Annotated in this window: 18 protein-coding genes and 1 tRNA gene; 18 read left to right on the top strand and 1 reads right to left on the bottom strand. The window is 48.2% G+C overall.

The features are described from left to right. The 11 genes from PY479_RS16260 to hflC all read left to right on the top strand — a co-directional run bounded on the left by PY479_RS16260 (nucleotide 1) and on the right by hflC (nucleotide 10872). Nucleotides 1–76, top strand: a tRNA-Gly gene (locus PY479_RS16260). Between the two features lie 306 nt (nucleotides 77–382). Next, nucleotides 383–838 carry a hypothetical protein gene (locus PY479_RS16255; RefSeq protein WP_212594425.1) on the top strand — a complete coding sequence of 152 codons (456 nt, stop codon included), beginning with the start codon at nucleotides 383–385 and terminating at the stop codon, nucleotides 836–838. Nucleotides 839–1038: 200 nt separating this feature from the next. After that, nucleotides 1039–2514, top strand: coding sequence for an NAD(P)H-hydrate dehydratase (locus tag PY479_RS16250; RefSeq protein WP_275484403.1), 1476 nt, complete (start codon nucleotides 1039–1041; stop codon nucleotides 2512–2514). A 38-nt stretch (nucleotides 2515–2552) separates the two neighbouring features. Beyond that, on the top strand, nucleotides 2553–3026 hold the full coding sequence (tsaE, locus tag PY479_RS16245; RefSeq protein ID WP_275484402.1) for a tRNA (adenosine(37)-N6)-threonylcarbamoyltransferase complex ATPase subunit type 1 TsaE: 474 nt from the start codon (nucleotides 2553–2555) through the stop codon (nucleotides 3024–3026). Continuing rightward, nucleotides 3019–4347 carry an N-acetylmuramoyl-L-alanine amidase gene (locus PY479_RS16240; protein ID WP_275484404.1) on the top strand — a complete coding sequence of 443 codons (1329 nt, stop codon included), beginning with the start codon at nucleotides 3019–3021 and terminating at the stop codon, nucleotides 4345–4347. The genes tsaE and PY479_RS16240 overlap by 8 nt, the downstream gene beginning before the upstream one ends. A 7-nt stretch (nucleotides 4348–4354) precedes the next feature. Beyond that, nucleotides 4355–6139 carry a DNA mismatch repair endonuclease MutL gene (gene mutL, locus PY479_RS16235; protein ID WP_275484401.1) on the top strand — a complete coding sequence of 595 codons (1785 nt, stop codon included), beginning with the start codon at nucleotides 4355–4357 and terminating at the stop codon, nucleotides 6137–6139. Continuing rightward, entirely contained in the window at nucleotides 6132–7058 is a 927-nt protein-coding gene (miaA, locus tag PY479_RS16230) for a tRNA (adenosine(37)-N6)-dimethylallyltransferase MiaA (RefSeq protein ID WP_212594421.1), read from the top strand. The genes mutL and miaA overlap by 8 nt, the downstream gene beginning before the upstream one ends. An 87-nt stretch (nucleotides 7059–7145) precedes the next feature. Beyond that, entirely contained in the window at nucleotides 7146–7421 is a 276-nt protein-coding gene (hfq, locus tag PY479_RS16225; protein WP_212594420.1) for an RNA chaperone Hfq, read from the top strand. A gap of 17 nt (nucleotides 7422–7438) precedes the next feature. Continuing rightward, complete coding sequence (gene hflX, locus PY479_RS16220; RefSeq protein WP_212594419.1) at nucleotides 7439–8746, top strand: ribosome rescue GTPase HflX; 1308 nt, start codon at nucleotides 7439–7441, stop codon at nucleotides 8744–8746. Nucleotides 8747–8781: 35 nt separating this feature from the next. Then, nucleotides 8782–9945, top strand: a complete 1164-nt coding sequence (gene hflK, locus PY479_RS16215) for an FtsH protease activity modulator HflK (protein WP_275484400.1) — start codon at nucleotides 8782–8784, stop codon at nucleotides 9943–9945. 3 nt (nucleotides 9946–9948) lie between these two features. After that, complete coding sequence (hflC, locus tag PY479_RS16210; protein ID WP_212594417.1) at nucleotides 9949–10872, top strand: protease modulator HflC; 924 nt, start codon at nucleotides 9949–9951, stop codon at nucleotides 10870–10872. On the opposite strand, the gene PY479_RS16205 is transcribed toward hflC, so the two are convergent. Continuing rightward, nucleotides 10822–11100 carry a hypothetical protein gene (locus PY479_RS16205; RefSeq protein WP_275484399.1) on the bottom strand — a complete coding sequence of 93 codons (279 nt, stop codon included), beginning with the start codon at nucleotides 11098–11100 and terminating at the stop codon, nucleotides 10822–10824. The genes hflC and PY479_RS16205 overlap by 51 nt on opposite strands. A gap of 24 nt (nucleotides 11101–11124) precedes the next feature. Between PY479_RS16205 and petA the strand changes: the two genes are divergently transcribed. The 7 genes from petA (at nucleotide 11125) to PY479_RS16170 (ending at nucleotide 17426) form a co-directional block, all read left to right on the top strand. Beyond that, nucleotides 11125–11712, top strand: coding sequence for a ubiquinol-cytochrome c reductase iron-sulfur subunit (petA, locus tag PY479_RS16200; RefSeq protein ID WP_275484398.1), 588 nt, complete (start codon nucleotides 11125–11127; stop codon nucleotides 11710–11712). Then, on the top strand, nucleotides 11709–12926 hold the full coding sequence (locus PY479_RS16195) for a cytochrome bc complex cytochrome b subunit (protein ID WP_212596673.1): 1218 nt from the start codon (nucleotides 11709–11711) through the stop codon (nucleotides 12924–12926). The genes petA and PY479_RS16195 overlap by 4 nt, the downstream gene beginning before the upstream one ends. Next, a complete protein-coding gene (locus PY479_RS16190) occupies nucleotides 12923–13651 on the top strand; it encodes a cytochrome c1 (protein ID WP_275484397.1) in 729 nt (242 codons plus the stop codon). The genes PY479_RS16195 and PY479_RS16190 overlap by 4 nt, the downstream gene beginning before the upstream one ends. A gap of 95 nt (nucleotides 13652–13746) precedes the next feature. After that, nucleotides 13747–14376, top strand: a complete 630-nt coding sequence (sspA, locus tag PY479_RS16185; protein ID WP_212594413.1) for a stringent starvation protein SspA — start codon at nucleotides 13747–13749, stop codon at nucleotides 14374–14376. Continuing rightward, nucleotides 14376–14837, top strand: coding sequence for a ClpXP protease specificity-enhancing factor (locus PY479_RS16180; RefSeq protein WP_212594412.1), 462 nt, complete (start codon nucleotides 14376–14378; stop codon nucleotides 14835–14837). The genes sspA and PY479_RS16180 overlap by 1 nt, the downstream gene beginning before the upstream one ends. A gap of 166 nt (nucleotides 14838–15003) precedes the next feature. Further along, nucleotides 15004–15303, top strand: a complete 300-nt coding sequence (locus PY479_RS16175) for a DUF134 domain-containing protein (RefSeq protein WP_212594411.1) — start codon at nucleotides 15004–15006, stop codon at nucleotides 15301–15303. A gap of 413 nt (nucleotides 15304–15716) precedes the next feature. After that, nucleotides 15717–17426 carry an FAD-dependent oxidoreductase gene (locus PY479_RS16170; RefSeq protein ID WP_275484396.1) on the top strand — a complete coding sequence of 570 codons (1710 nt, stop codon included), beginning with the start codon at nucleotides 15717–15719 and terminating at the stop codon, nucleotides 17424–17426.

Genomic DNA, 17426 nt, shown 5'->3' with positions numbered 1-17426 from the left:
GCGACATTAGCTCAGTTGGTAGAGCGATACCTTGCCAAGGTATAGGTCACCGGTTCGAACCCGGTATGTCGCTCCAATCTTCCCTTTTAGCCCATTTTAGCTATAGCCATAACAGTCAGCAATTCAACCTGCTTATTCGCTGTATATATTGGCTTTTCTTTTTTCTTTCGGCATATACTGCGTAAAATATTCATTGTTGCGTACAGGTCAGACCATGCTGATTTCGTGATCAACTGCAGGTTTATTACGTTATCACTAATATACGGCTCGCCATAACCTGTAAATTATGACACTTGTCATGTATTCAACTGACATTTGCTTCCATAATGAACATAGTTTCGAATCAACCTCAGCAAATCGCTGCCAAAATGGAGGGTGCCGGATGCGTATCCAACAATTGCGTGAACTTCTGGATTATGTCGCTGAATGTCGTCTTGATATGGCCAAGATGTACGGTCGACTACATAATCAGGCTGATTCTTCCCGGGCAAAACTGGTGTTGGAATATTTTGAAAAACATCAGAAAGATGTGGCTCAGCATCTGGAAGACTACATTGATGCCGCACCAGCTAAGATTCTTGATACCTGGTATAAAGATTTTGTATTCGAAGATTTTAAAAAGCGTTGTCAGGATGTGATGCTCCCTCCCAATATGACTGAGGACGATGTTCTCGAGTTGCATCTGGAATTGGACAATGCCTTGATTGGTCTGTTGGAAAAAACTGCGGCATCCTCATCTTCTGCTGAAGTGAAAAGTGCGTTAGAAGATTTGGTACGAGTGGAAAAAATTCATCAGCACCGCTTAGTACACAGTACTATTCGAATGGAAGATATTTAGGTGTAAGACTGACAGTTAGTAAAGAGTAAATAGCACTTGATTACGCCCGGCCGAGAGCCGGGCTTTTTTATGGTAATAGCATGATCTTCTGATATAGGTCATAAACCGCTTGTGGTGGTGTTGTTAGTCTGCATAAGGTAAAGGCAGCAATTGCCCGTTTTCAAATCGTTACAACGACACAGGTGGCTCCGGAGATAGATATGGCGCAGGATTTGTCACAATTACCCTCTCTTCTTTACACTGCCGCTGCGGTCAGACAGGCCGAAATGGCGTGGGTGACTGCTGCTGAAGGTGAACTTTATCAGTTAGTTGAGCGTGCGGGGAAAGCGGCTTTTGACCTGCTGAGGCCTCATCTAAAGCTACCGCAAAAAGTGTTGGTGATTGCTGGTCAGGGCAATAACGGTGCCGATGCGCTGGTGTGTATGCGTCATCTGTTGCAAGCCGGTATTGAAACCTCCCTGCTAATACATCCCGCTACCCAACCCACCAGTGAATGGCAACAGGCCTGGCAGTTACTGCAAGATTTCGCATTCGACATGGTGACGCTAGATAACTGGCCGGAAGCGGACGTCATTGTCGATGGTTTATTGGGAACCGGTATTCATGGTGAGTTACGCCCTGCAGTGGCAGAGTTAATTGCACAGATCAACCGCAGTCCTGCTCAAGTGTTGAGTCTGGATCTGCCCTCAGGCGTGATGGCAGATACGGGTGCAGTGGCAGGATGTGCCGTCATCGCAGATCTCACCATTATTATGGGGGCGGTTAAACAAGGACTCGTTACCGGCCGTGCTCGCCATTGTTGTGGTGAACTGCATTTCGCAGATATTGGTTTGACGCCTTATCTGCCACCATCTGAGGTGATGCGTGTGGATCGCCATTTCCTCGCTGCTTGTTTCAAAGCCAGACCGCGCGATAGCCATAAAGGGCAATCCGGTAAAGTGACGATTATTGGCGGCGATCATGGTATGGCCGGAGCCATTCGTTTGGCCGGTGAAGCCTGTTTGCGCGCCGGTGCGGGGCTGGTTACTGTTGTTAGTCGCCCTGAACATCAACTCACGGTCAACAATGGGCGACCAGAACTGATGTTTCACGGCTGCGAGTTAGTTGATATGGAAGTTTACCAACGGCTGGGCTGGGCCAACGTTTTAGTGTTAGGTCCAGGTTTGGGACAGCAGGATTGGGGCTATAACCTGTATAAGGCGGTAGGGCTGACCGACAAACGCGCCGTCGTCGATGCCGATGCCCTGAATATGCTGAGTACTGAGCCGCAGCAGCAAGCTCACTGGGTGTTGACACCTCATCCTGGGGAGGCGGCGAGATTGCTGGGAACTGACACTCAGACCGTTGAAGCTGACCGTTTTGCCGCAGTGAAAGCCTTGCAACAGAAGTATGGTGGAACTGTATTACTTAAAGGGGCCGGAACCCTGATTTATGATGGCAATATGCTATATGTTGCACCGGTAGGAAACCCCGGGCTTGCCAGTGGTGGGTGTGGTGATGTGTTATCTGGTATAATCGGCGCGCTGATGGCGCAAGGGTTGGATAATTGCCGGGCAACCGTTGCCGGTGTAGTCGTTCATGGTGAAGCGGCGGATTTTGCTGCGCGCGACGGTGAACGTGGGATGCTGGCCAGCGATTTGATGCCCTGGATTCGCCGTCTGGTCAACACTGAATAAAGCGGGCCTTTAGGCCCTGAGCCTGGATCCCTGAGAGAATGACAAATCAGCCACTGATTTTACAATTGCATGATGAACAGCAAACTATCGCATTAGGCGCACGTCTGGCCGCACTGTTTACACCACCGTTAATCATTTATCTGACCGGCGAGCTGGGCGCAGGGAAAACCACTTTCAGTCGTGGTTTAATTCAGGGATTAGGACATAAAGGCAATGTCAAAAGCCCTACCTACACTTTAGTGGAGCCATACGAGCTCAGCGGGGTTGATGTATACCATTTCGATTTGTATCGCCTGAGTTCAGCGGAAGAGCTGGAATATATGGGGATCCGTGATTATTTTAACGATCACAGCTTGTGTATAGTGGAGTGGCCTGAAAAAGGTGAGGGTTGTTTGCCTCCTGCGGATATACAGCTGCATATTAAGTATGTTAATACTGAGCGTGAAGTTGTCATCAGCGCCTGCTCGGAATCCGGAAGGATGCTATTAGAAAAATTACAGAATGATGCCTAGAACTAATAACATCTTATTAAAATATATAGTTTTTTTTGCGTTTTTTACGGCGGGGGCTCCGGCCGTGGCGGCCAATACCCTCAATAGTGTGCGTATTTGGGCTGCACCAGATTCCACGCGAGTGGTATTTGATCTTGCCACTAAACCACAATATGACTCGTTTACTCTGAAAAATCCTGATCGCTTAGTGATTGATCTCGGTGATACCCGTGGCGCTAAATCAGCGCTGGATAAACTGGATAATAACAGCAAGTTAGTTAAACGCATCCGTTATAGCTCGCCACCGACCAAAGGGACTTTGCGCTTGGTCGTCGACCTAGGTAAAGCCGCCAAAGCAAACATGTTCTCGTTGCCGCCCACGGGGCCCTATGGCGATCGTTTGGTGGTGGATTTCGAACAAAGTGATAGCAGCAGTATTGCGCGAGAAGTGGATAACCGCGCAGGTAATGATCGTGATGTGGTAATTGCGATTGATGCCGGGCATGGTGGTGATGATCCAGGTTCTATTGGGCCGTCGGGGACCTACGAAAAAAGAGTGGCACTCCAAATTGCGAATCGGGTGACCGAAAAACTCAATGCAATGTCGGGCATAAAAGCCATACGTATCCGCTCCGGCGACTATTTTGTGGAGCTAAATCGGCGGTCAGAATTGGCGCGAGAAGCCAAAGCAGATCTTCTGGTGTCTATCCATGCTGACGCATTCACCTCGCCGCAGCCGCGAGGGTCATCAGTCTGGGTGCTGTCTAATCGTCGCGCCAACAGTGAAATGGGGCGACTTCTTGAGCAAAGTGAAAAAGTGTCTGATTTGCTGGGGGGGGTTGGTGAGATTGTGCAAAACACCGATAACGAACAGTATCTGATGCGCACCTTGATCGATATGTCTATGGATAATTCCCGCTCCACTGGCTATCGGGTTGCCAGCAATATTCTGAATGATCTCGGCAAGGTGACTCGTTTGCACAAGAGTAGTCCTGAATATGCCAGTCTGGCGGTACTGAAAGCGCCGGATATCCCCTCTCTATTAGTGGAAACCGGTTTTATCTCAAATCCCTCAGAAGAAAAATTGCTAAAGGATCCCAAGCATCAGGAACAATTAGCAGATGCGATTTCTAAAGGGATCCACCAATATTTTGAGAGCTATCCACCGGAAGGCACGCTGCTTGCCAAACAAGGTAATATCAAACATAAAGTGTCTCGTGGCGAGTCGCTATCCATTATCGCGACGCGCTATCAGGTATCGGTAGCTGCAATCAAAAAAGCCAATAATCTAAAATCCGACGTGGTGCGCGTCGGGCAAAAGCTGATCATCCCCAGAGCCTGAGGTTTACATGGCTATTCAGATATTACCGCCGCAGTTGGCCAACCAGATTGCGGCAGGTGAAGTGGTTGAACGTCCTGCGTCTGTGGTTAAAGAGCTGGTTGAGAACTGCCTTGATGCCGGTGCCACTAAAGTCGATATTGAGATCGAAAAAGGCGGCGCCAAGCTGATCCGCATTCAGGACAATGGCTGTGGTATCAGTAAAACAGATTTAGCCTTGGCGTTGTCGCGTCATGCCACATCAAAGCTGCACACACTGGATGATCTGGAAGCCATTCTCAGCTTTGGCTTTCGCGGTGAAGCGCTGGCCAGTATCAGTTCAGTCTCTCGTTTGACTTTGACCTCACGTACAGAAGAGCAAGCTGAAGCTTGGATGGCATATGCCGAAGGCTCAGAAATGGCGGTCAAAATCCAGCCCGCAGCCCATCCCATAGGTACGACGATTGATGTGGCTGATCTGTTTTTTAATACTCCTGCGCGGCGACGTTTTCTGAAAAGTGACAAAACAGAGTTTGCCCATATAGATGAGTGGTTGAAACGTATGGCGCTGGTTCGGCCTGATATTCAACTGACACTCAAACACAATGGCAAACAGGTGCGCCACTATCGTCCGGCGAATACTGACAATCAATTCCTGCAGCGACTGACACAAGTCGCCGGGCGTAGCTTTGCCGAACAAGCCGTTAAAGTGGAATGCAACCATGAAGAACTGCAACTGAGTGGTTATCTGCAGTCACCACAACAGTCGGAATTGCAGGATATTCACTACTTTTATGTGAATGGTCGTTTAGTGAGAGATCGCCTGGTCAATCACGCTGTGCGCCAGGCATTTGCGGATCTTAATGAACTCGAACAACCCGGTTATGTGTTGATGTTGCAGTTGGATCCGCATCAGGTAGATGTCAATGTGCATCCAGCGAAACATGAGGTCCGTTTCCACCAAGCGCGCTATGTGCATGATTTTATCTTGCAGGCGTTGACCTCTGCCCTTGAGCAGTCTGTCGCTATATCGGCGGTCAACGAGCCCTTCATTAAGCCGCAATTAAGCGAAAATCCGTATATTGAGCGGGAAGTTGCGTCAGCTCCGTCAAGTTCAGGCAAGCGTGATTATTCAGCCGCTGATGTCGGCAATGCTGTTGGAGGCCGGAACTCTGCCTCCTCGGGGAGTCGAGAATATTATCCGGCGAGAGCGCCTTCACGCTCAGCGCTGCAAAGCTATGGCGCATTATTGACTACCCCAGGCGAGGTTAACGAGGGCAGTGATGTGGCAAGCAAAACCATGCCGCCCTTGTTAGATGGCCAATACTGGGTGTTGGTGGAAGAGAACAATTTACATTTATTACCGGTAAAACATGTAGCTGAAGCGCTGCGGTACCAGCAAATTGTGAACAGAATATCAGAGGGCTTACCGGCTCAGCCGTTATTGATGCCGGTTGCGATAGATGCCGCAGAAGAATGGAAAAAGCTGCTGCTGGAACATGAACCTTTGATTAAACGTTTGGGGTTGGAACTGAATATCCGTTATCAGCAGTTGATAATCAAAAAAGTGCCCCCATATCTCAGGGACACCCAACTTGCGATTGTGATCCCTGAACTGTTGCAGCAGCTCCTTCATGGCACAACTGGAAATAGTGAATTGGCACAGTGGCTGGCGAGCAAGAGTAGCGAAAGCTATATCTCCGCTCCGATAACATGGCAGACATTGTGTTTATTGGATGATGCAGCGCAAGCTGAGCTTTTAAAGCTAGGTAAAGCTTTACCTTGGCGACATTGGTTGGAACAACAGCGTGAGTGATAAAGCATTACCCCGAGTTATTTCTCTGATGGGGCCGACGGCTTCCGGAAAAACGGCATTGGCACTGGAGCTGGCTGAACACCATAACTGTGCAATTATTTCAGTGGATTCAGCGCTGATATACCGGCAAATGGATATTGGTACGGCAAAGCCTTCACCAACTGAATTAAGTCGGGCTCCGCATCGATTGATTGATATCCTCGATCCGGCGGAGAGTTACTCTGCCGCCGATTTTCGCCGCGATTGTTTGCAGGAAATCGAGGACGTCCTGGCAGAGGGAAAAACGCCTTTGCTGGTCGGCGGCACCATGATGTATTTCAAAACGTTGCTGGAGGGCTTATCACCTTTGCCCAGCGCGGATGAAAATGTCAGAACAGCGATCCTTGCTGAGGTTGAGCGTAACGGTTGGCAAGCATTACACCAAGAGCTGGAGAGGATCGATCCGGTTGCCGCGCAGCGGATCCATCCTAATGATCCGCAACGATTATCGCGGGCCATAGAAGTCTATCGGATCAGTGGTAAAACACTGACTGAACTGACGCAGATTAAAGGGACTGCACTACCTTATGATTTTGTGCAGTTTGCAGTAGCGCCAAACCAGCGAGCCGAGTTGCACCGTAATATCGCAATACGGTTTGAGCAGATGCTGGCGCAAGGGTTTGTAGATGAGGTGGTTCGGTTACGGCAGCGGGGCGATCTGCATTTGGAACTACCTTCAATGCGTTGTGTTGGATACCGCCAGTGCTGGCAGTATCTGGATGGCGATTATGACTATGCCACGATGGCAGAAAAAGCCATAGCAGCTACTAGGCAATTGGCCAAGCGTCAATTAACATGGTTGCGGGGATGGCCGGAGCTAAATTGGCTCGAGAGCGGTGCAAAAGGAAATTTAGTTACACTTATACGCCAATGCCGCTAGCTTAATGGTTGTTGCTGTATAATACTAAAACTAAATAAGAAAGTGTCACTGTTGGATTAATACATATAAAGCAAAAAGGAAATAAAAATGGCTAAGGGGCAATCATTACAAGACCCATTTTTGAATGCGTTACGCCGTGAACGTGTTCCAGTTTCGATCTACCTGGTTAACGGCATTAAATTGCAGGGGCAGGTAGAGTCTTTTGATCAGTTTGTGATTCTGCTGAAAAACACTGTAAGTCAGATGGTTTATAAGCACGCGATTTCCACAGTGGTACCTTCCCGTCCGTTTAATATGGGAAGTGGTCATCAGGGCGGACAAGCCGGCTACAATGGTAGTGATGACAGCAGTAGCGAGCAGTAACAGCGAGGGGTTTCTTCTTGTTTGAACGCTATGAAGCGGGGGAAACTGCAGTTCTGGTGCATATCGACTTTAACGATGAAGATAGTCGGGAAGACCTGTTTGAATTGCAGTTACTGGTGGAATCTGCCGGTGCCAAATCGGTAGGCGTGATCACTGGAAGCAGGAAGACGCCTGATCGCAAATATTTTGTCGGGACGGGCAAAGCTGAGGAATTGGCCGCAATGGTCGCGGCGACCGGTGCTAATGTGGTGATTTTTAACCATGCACTCAGTCCGGCTCAAGAACGCAACTTAGAGATGTTGTGTCAATGCCGTGTATTAGATCGCACTGCGCTAATCCTTGATATTTTTGCCCAACGCGCACGTACTCATGAAGGTAAGTTGCAAGTGGAGCTAGCGCAATTGCGCCACTTATCGACTCGCTTGGTACGAGGCTGGACCCACCTTGAGCGTCAGAAAGGGGGGATCGGTATGCGTGGTCCTGGTGAAACACAGTTAGAAACAGACCGTCGTTTATTACGTGGTCGAATCAAATATATTAATCGACGTCTGGAAAAAGTGGACAAGCAGCGTGAGCAGAGTCGGCGTGCCCGGCAGCGTAGCGACCTTGCCACTGTTTCTTTAGTTGGTTATACCAACGCAGGTAAGTCTACACTTTTCAATACGCTGACCGAGTCTACCGTTTATGCGGCAGACCAGCTTTTTGCAACACTGGATCCAACGTTGCGTAAGTTAGAGTTGCAGCATGGTGCAGTTTTCTTGGCGGATACCGTGGGGTTTATCCGTCACCTGCCACATGAACTTGTTGCGGCTTTTAAAGCGACATTACAGGAAACCCGGCAGGCTGATTTATTGCTGCATGTGGTGGACTGTGCTGACGCTAACATGGATGACAATTTTGCCCAGGTGCAGGATGTTCTGCATGAAATTGATGCAGATGACATTCCGCAGTTGGTAGTGTGCAACAAAATTGATTTACTTGAAGATGTTGAACCCAAGATTGATACCGATGCTGAGGGCAACCCTTATCGGGTGTGGATTTCAGCACAGAAAGGCCTGGGCTTGGATCTGCTGAAGCAGGCGATTGAGCAGATTACCGGCAGTACAATTGTCAGCGTGACGCTGAAAATTCCAGCGGCCAAAGGGCATTATCTTGGTCAGTTTTATAACCTGGATGCGATACAGCAGAAATCGTATGACGATATGGGGAACTGTATCCTGTCCGTGCGTTTGCCTGAAGCGGATTGGCAGCGGCTTATTAAACAGAGTGACGGTGAGATTATGCATCTTGTCTACATCCCTGAAGAAGATAATGCCGTCTGTTGATATTCTCTTTAATTCATCCTTTAACGGAGTATTAAATGGCTTGGAATGAGCCCGGTAACAAGGGCAATGACCCCTGGGGAAATAAGGGCGGCAACGATAAAGGTCCGCCAGACATGGACGAAGTGTTCCGTAATTTGTCTAAACGATTTGGCGGTAAAGGTGGCGGTTCCGGTTTTAGTATCGGTGCTATCTCCATTGTGCTGGCAATTGCATTAGCAGTATGGGCTTTCTCTGGTTTTTACACCATTAAGGAAGCTGAGCGCGGCGTAGTATTGCGTTTCGGACACCATATTGGTGATGTTGGTCCTGGCCTACATTGGAAAGCCACGTTTATTGATACGGTTACACCAGTTGACATTGCTAGCGTACGTTCAATTCCGGCGTCTGGCAGTATGCTGACCGGAGATGAAAACGTAGTGCAGGTCGAACTGGATGTGCAGTACAAAGTCAGTGATGCCTATCAGTTTCTGTTTAGTGCCGTTGATCCTCGGTCGAGTTTGAGCGAAGCAACTGACAGTGCACTACGTTATGTCGTTGGTCATTCCAATATGGATGATATCTTGACTACCGGGCGTGCACAGATCCGTGACGATACCTGGGCTGAAATTGATCGCATTATCAAGACCTACAATCTGGGGCTGACCATCGTCGACGTAAACTTCCTGCCGGCTCGTCCGCCAGAGGAAGTGAAAGAAGCGTTCGATGACGCCATCGCTGCACAGGAAGATGAACAGACCTATATTCGTCAGGCTGAAGCGTACGAGCGTGAAATTGAGCCAAAAGCTCGCGGCCAAGTGCAGCGTATCAGTGAAGATGCTCGAGCCTATAAAGAACAGGTGGTGCAGGATGCCGAAGGGGCAGTTGCTCGCTTTGACAAGTTATTGCCTGAGTACAAGTTAGCGCCGGAAGTTACCCGCAACCGTTTATATCTGGATGCGATGCAGGATGTGTACAGCCACACGAGTAAAGTGCTGGTGGACACCAAAAACAACGGCAATTTGATGTATCTGCCATTGGATAAACTGTTGTCCGGTGAACATCAACAGGCGCCTGCCGCTGCAGCAACAACTGACACCAGTGCTAGCACTGATCCAACTAATAGTTTTGGTAGTATGAAGTCCCGTAACGTCAGTGGTAGCGATACCAGTATTACCGGGCGGCCTACCCGCGAAGATCGTACTCGTCAGGGGAGGGAATAATCCATGGGCAGAATTTTAATCGTAGTAGCAGCTTTCTGTATCGGGATTGCTTTGTCCTCACTGATGGTGGTGAATGAAGGCGAGCGCGCTATTGTGGCGCGTTTCGGTGAAGTGTTGAAAGATAACGTTGATGGCAAGATGGTGACCCGCGTCTATGGTCCTGGCTTGCATATCAAGATCCCGATGATCGACAAGATCCGTTATCTGGATGCCCGCATTCAGACACTGGATGGTGCTGCAGACCGTTTTGTTACTTCCGAGAAGAAAGATTTGATGGTCGATTCGTATGTGAAGTGGCGTATTAAGGATTTCGAAAAATACTATCTGGCAACAAACGGTGGTATTAAATCCAACGCTGAAGCACTGTTACAACGCAAGATCAACAGTGATTTGCGTACTGAATTCGGTAAACGCACCATCAAAGAGATCGTATCGGGTGTGAGTGAAGATGCCAGCCGTCAGGGTGAAGGAAGTACCCGTGATGAATTGCAGCGTCAGGCATTGGAAAATGCCGCGAAGAGTGCAGAAGATCTCGGTATCGAAGTTGTTGACGTCAGGGTAAAACAGATCAACTTGCCAGCTAACGTCAGTAACAGCATCTACCAGCGTATGCGTGCCGAACGTCAGGCGGTAGCCAAAGAACATCGTGCTCGTGGTAAGGAAGAAGCCGAAAAAATCCGCGCTCGTACCGATGCTAACGTTGTTGTGACTCTGTCAAATGCACGGCGTCAGGCGCAAGTCGTTCGCGGGGAAGGTGATGCCGTCGCCGCTAAAATCTATGCGGATGCTTATCAGAAAGATCCGGAATTCTACCGCTTCCTGCGAAGCCTTGATGCTTATCGAGCCAGTTTCAATAACAAGTCTGACATTATGGTGTTAGCGCCCGATAGCGATTTCTTCAAATATATGAAGAAAGAGAGCAACTAAGCGATAACGTATAAAAAACCCGGCTAATGCCGGGTTTTTTATTGCCTTAACTGGCGCATCCGTTATGACATGTACCGTAAGATAATAAAGTGGTGCAGATGTTCGATTGCTTAAGCTGTCGACAATGAAGTATTTTCCATGATCTGCTTCTTTTTTTTTTTTATAATGCGGCGCAGGTTTTGTCCCTGTATGGTAGTCAGCATTGGCAACCCACAACAATAATCCCATGCCAAGCAGTTCTGGAGATAAAGGATGAGTGACGCAGCAGATAATAGTCGGCGTAGATTTCTGGCAATCACAACTGCTGCCGTCGGTGGTGCCGGTGTTGTTGCCGCGTCGATACCGTTTATCAAATCCTGGAACCCAACATTAAGGGTGAAAGCCGCGGGGTTGCCGGTAGAAGTCAATATCAGCAAGTTGGAGCCGGGACAGATGATCCGAGTGGAATGGCGTGGCAAACCGATCTGGGTCGTGCGCCGCACAACAGCGATGTTGCAGAATTTAAACAGCCATAATGACAAGTTACGCGATCCTCATTCGCTAGAACCGCAACAACCTGATTACGCAACAAATGCCACCCGTTCAATCAAGCCGGATATTTTTATTGCAGTCGGGATCTGTACCCACCTAGGTTGCTCGCCAACATATGTCCGTGACGACTTTTCCCGGGAAATAGAAGGTGTGGATTCTGGCTTTTTATGCCCCTGTCACGGCTCAGGATTCGATATGGCAGGACGTGTTTTTCAGGGACAGCCCGCACCATTGAATCTGGTGATCCCCCCTCATCGTTATCTGGATGATGAGCGAGTGCTTATCGGTGTTGATCAGGAAGCAAGCTGATGAGCAGATTATTACAATGGATTGATGAAAGATTACCCGTTAGCGCCACTTATAAACGGCATATTGGGCAATATCCGGCACCGAAGAATTTCAATTTCTGGTATCTGTTTGGCGCGTTGTCATTGTTGGTGTTGTTTAACCAATTGCTAACTGGTATCTGGCTGACCATGAGTTATGTGCCGACTGTAGAAGGCGCGTTTGCTTCCATTGAATACATTATGCGCGATGTACAATATGGATGGCTGCTGCGTTATATGCATTCTACCGGTGCATCCGCATTCTTTTTTGTGGTTTACCTGCACATGTTCCGTAGCCTGATGTACGGCTCTTATCAAAAACCGCGAGAATTGCTGTGGTTTTTTGGCATGGTGATCTTTCTGGTACTAATGATGGAAGCCTTTATGGGCTACCTGTTGCCCTGGGGACAGATGTCATATTGGGGGGCTCAAGTCATTATTTCGCTGTTCGGTGCAATTCCCGTTATTGGCGATGATTTAGCACTATGGGTGCGGGGAGACTATGTCGTGTCCGGTGCCACACTTAATCGCTTTTTCGCGCTACACGCGATTGCGTTACCGCTGATTATGGTGGTTTTAGTCTTTCTGCATTTAATTGCGCTGCACGAAGTCGGTTCGAACAATCCCGATGGTGTGGAGATTAAGAAATTCAAAGATGAGAATGGTTGGCCGTTAGATGGCATTCCGTTTCATCCCTATTATACCGTTAAAGACCTGGTGGGCGTTGCTGGCTTTCTACTGGTCTTTTGTTACCTGATTTTTTTCATGCCGCAAGGTGGAGGCTTATTGCTAGAAGGGCCCAATTTTGAAGCGGCTGATCCGTTAAAAACGCCCGATCATATTACTCCCGTTTGGTATTTTACGCCGTTTTACGCGATGTTGCGGGCAATCCCCGACAAGTTAGGCGGGATGGTGGTAATGGCGATGGCGGTGGTCATGCTATTCATTATGCCTTGGCTCGATCGGTGTAAGGTTAAATCTGTGCGTTACCGTAGCCGTTGGCACAAAATCAATTTGCTGCAATTTGCTTGCTGTTTTGTGGCATTAGGCATCATCGGCTTACAACCGGAAACGCTATTTTTGAAACTGCTGGCCCGGATATTAACAGTGGGCTATTTTGGCTTTTTCATTGCGCTGTGGTTTTACAGTAAACGCGAGAAAACCAAGCCTGTGCCAGATAGGGTGACCTTCAAATGAGAGCCATATTACTCGCGTTTTTGATACTGTTGCCAACATGTGTTTGGGCAACTGATGGCATTCCGCCATTGCCGATAGATTTAGGCAGTCGAGATGTTTCCTCGCTTCAGCGTGGCTTTAAGGCATTCCAACAATATTGTTCTGGCTGCCACAGTACCCATTATCAACGCTATAACCAGGTGGCGAACGATCTGCAGTTATCAGACGCACAGATGTCGGATGCTATCCTCACCGATGCCAAGCCTTTCGAGTTAATGGAAAATGCGATGTCGAAAAAGGATGCCGCGCGTTGGTTTGGTGTTGCGCCACCCGATTTAACCTTAGTGGTAAGAGTCAGAGGCGAAGCCTGGGTCTACCGTTTTCTGCAGGGTTTCTATCGGGATCCGCAGCGGCCTTTTGGGGTTAATAATCTACAGTACCCGTACGTGGCAATGCCCCATGTGTTGCAGGATCTTCAAGGATTGGCTGAGCCGATATTGGAAACGGAAACCATCAATGGCAAAGCAAGACAACAAGTGGTGGGGGTGTCATCGCCCACAGGGGGACAGTTGTCAGCGACAGAGTATGATCGCTTGGTGACCGACCTGATAAACTATTTAGCTTATTCCGCGGAACCGATGAAAACCCAACGTCAGCAGATTGGCATTTGGGTATTGGGCTTTTTGGTTATCTTTCTATTTCTGGCGTGGTTACTTAAGAAAGAGTATTGGAAAGATGTACACTAACGGCAGTTACAAGGTAGAATATATCATCCGCATAATGTAAACGGGGGGCTTAGCCCCTCGTTTACATTTGTTTTTTCTGAATCTGGAGGGTATCAATGGCTGTCGCTGCCAATAAACGCTCTATTATGACCCTGTTTTCTGGGGCTGACGATCTCTATAGCCATCAAGTTCGCATTGTATTGGCTGAAAAAGGGGTGACAGTGGATGTTTTGCAGGTTGACCCTAATGATCTGCCTGAAGATTTACTCGAACTCAATCCCTATAATTCTGTGCCTACCTTGGTAGACCGTGAGTTGGTGCTGTATGAAAGCCGTATCATCATGGAATATCTGGATGAGCGCTTTCCGCATCCACCATTGATGCCGGTATATCCGGTATCTCGTGGACAAACTCGTCTGATGATGCACCGTATTGAGCGTGACTGGTATAGTCTGGTAGATCGCATCCGTAAGGGTGAGCGTGCAGAAGATGCCCGTAAAGAGCTGCTGGAAAGCATCCTGTCGATTGCGCCGGTATTTGCTGAAATGCCTTTCTTTATGAGTGAAGAATTTGGCTTGGCAGATTGTTACCTTGGTCCTTTACTGTGGCGCTTGCCAGCATTGGGAATCGAGCTGGAAGGCAAGACTGCAAAAGATATCAAAGCATATATGACTCGTGTGTTTGAACGGGATTCGTTTAAGGCATCATTAACTGAAGCCGAACGCGAAATGCGTATGGGTCTGTAATGAAAGAGTTAACTCCCAGTCGCCCCTATCTGTTGCGGGCGTATTATGAATGGTTGATGGACAACCATCTGACGCCTCATGTGGTAGTGGACGCCAATATTCCGGGAACTGAAGTTCCTTTACAGTATGTCAAAGATGGTCAGATCGTACTGAATATAGCTGCGTCAGCGGTGGGAAATTTGCAGATGACTAACGATGTTGTGGAATTTCACGCCCGTTTTGGTGGCGTGCCACAGCAAGTTGTCTTACCCATGGCATCAATTGTCGCAATTTATGCTCGAGAAAATGGTGCCGGTACTGTATTTGATATGGAAGATGCCTATCTCTTGGAAGATGGCGAAGAGTCATTCCTGAATGTGGTCGATGATTCTCCGTCTGAAACTGATGAGAAGGATACTGCCACCTCAACATCCATCAGTGATAAGCCAAAGAGTAAACCGCATTTGACCTTGGTCAAATAAGCAGGTAGATATAAGAAAAGGCCAGTCTTAGTGACTGGCTTTTTAATGAGCATTGATGCCTGCTGATGAGCGTTACAAGGGTCATACTCCTGACCAATAATACTTTACTCATCAGTTGGAAAGCATACTCTATTAAAATTAACTTAAATTTTATGCAGGAGCCGTAATGGGGCGTCCAAAAATTCCCCGCAGGATATGTGGAAGACCAGCAGATTCATGCTTTAAACCTAATGGAATTCCTATGACTGAGTTAGCCAAGGTTTATCTGGGGTCGGATGAATTTGAGGCGTTACGACTCGTGGACTTTCAAGGGATGCAACAACAGGAAGCCGCCCAGGAAATGGGCGTTTCACGACAGACACTGGCGAATCTGGTTAAGTCCGCCCGATTTAAAATGGCCGATTGTCTTATGCATGGTAAGGCGCTCATGATGGCGTCAGACTCCTCGGATAAATCTACCGATTAACTGTACATTCCCACAGAAGAGCTTATTATTGGCTTATGCCAATAATGATACATGCCGCATGTCTATAAGAATGTCTCCAGCTCTACCTTAAAGCGCAATGTAAATAAGCTGCTCAGTTTAACGGGTAAAAACGGTACTCATCTCCTTTCGCGTGCAGCTTGCTTCTCCACGACATTTATCGCGGTTTTTGGTGAAAAGGGTTGCATTCAGTCCATAAGTTTATTCTTATAGATGTTAGTTTAACGCTGCCGATGACGACTTCCCTGAACGGCTCTGGTTGGGCTTTTCAATGAAGTCAAAGCGAGTGTTGCAACCTGAATCGTTTCTATTGGCATGGATACTTAGGCGTTTTATTTGCTATCGAACCCAATATATCGAAATTAACTTACTGCATAGTAATAACAGGAGTGAGTATGACCAAGATCGTCATTGTCGGTGGAGTGGCCGGTGGGGCTTCTGCAGCGGCGCGAGCCCGGCGGATGTCGGAAACCGCTCAGATTATCATGCTTGAACGGGGGGAATTTGTCTCGTTTGCGAATTGTGGCTTACCGTATCACATTGGTGGCGATATTGTGTCCAGGGATGCTTTGCTATTGCAAACCCCTGAAAGTTTTAAAAAACGTTTCAATGTTGACGTCAGAATTTTCAATGAAGTACTTTCCGTTGATGCCGTAACTAAAAAACTGCAGGTTAAAAATGTACTCACAGGGCAAACGTACGAAGAAAGCTATGACAAGTTGTTATTGAGTCCGGGGGCGTCCCCAATCAAGCCTCCCATTCCTGGTATCAATAATCCCCATGTTTTTACGCTACGTAATATCGCCGATATGGACGCAATTATTGCGGCGCTTGTGGCACATAAACCACAACATGCCACTGTGGTCGGTGGTGGTTTTATCGGTTTAGAAATGGTTGAGGCGCTGCATCAACGAGGTGTTCGCACAACGTTGTTGGAGCTAGCTCCGCAGGTGATGGCACCGGTTGACCCTGAAATGGCTAATCTGCTTCACCGCGAATTGCTTAACAACGGGGTCGATCTGCGTCTGAACACTGGACTGACTGCCGTGGAAAGTCTCGACAGTTTGCCTGCAGAACCAGAAGCAGTTGATGCTTATGATCAACCGACACCCCATCACGCGTTGTTGAGCCTGTCTCTGTCATCGGCACAAACGTTGGCAACGGATCTGGTCATTCTGGCCGTAGGTGTTAAGCCTGAGGTTGCACTTGCCAATAGCGCAGGTATCGCCTTGGGTGAACGTGGGGGTATCAAAGTCGATAGCGGTATGTGTACCTCTGATCCAGACATATATGCTGTTGGCGATGCGGTGGAGACTCCTGATTTCGTTACCGGTAACCCGGCATTAGTGCCACTGGCTGGCCCCGCAAATCGTCAGGGTCGCATTGCAGCAGACAATATGTTGGGAATGGATAAGCAGTACCATCGTACTCAAGGAACCGCTATCTGTAAGTTGTTTGATTTAGCCATTGCCAGCACGGGGTTGAATGAGAAAACACTGAAACGCTTGCAATTGCCGTATCAGAAAGTCTACGTCCATACTGCCAGCCATGCCGGCTATTACCCTGGGGCGCATCCGGTAACATTGAAATTATTGTTCGATCCTGACAATGGCAAGATTCTTGGGGCACAGGCTGCGGGCATGGATGGCATAGATAAGCGTATTGATGTGTTGGCTGTAGCTCAGCGAGCCGGGATGACTGTCCGAGATTTGCAGGATCTGGAGCTGACTTATGCTCCACCTTTTGGCTCAGCGCGCGATGTAGTGAATCAAGCCGGCATGGTAGCAACCAATGTGCTCGATGGTGATGAACATGTTTGCCATTCTGAAGACGTGGCGCACCCAACGGCTGATCAACTAGTGCTGGATGTGCGTAATCCACCAGAGCTGGTGAACGTCGGAGCATTTCCTGCGGCGGTGAATATTCCGGTTGACCAGTTGCGTCAACGAATGAATGAATTGCCGAAAGATAAAGAAATATTAGTGGCTTGTCAGGTCGGTTTGCGTGGACATGTGGCTTATCGCATGTTGCAGCAAAATGGTTTTAATGTCCGTAACCTTACTGGCGGTTATAAAACCTTTCAGATGACTATGGCGAAATTCTAA

The organism is Shewanella sp. A32, assembly GCF_029167175.1.
GTDB lineage: Bacteria > Pseudomonadota > Gammaproteobacteria > Enterobacterales > Shewanellaceae > Shewanella > Shewanella yunxiaonensis.
This window is presented reverse-complemented; position numbering and strand designations above follow the sequence as displayed.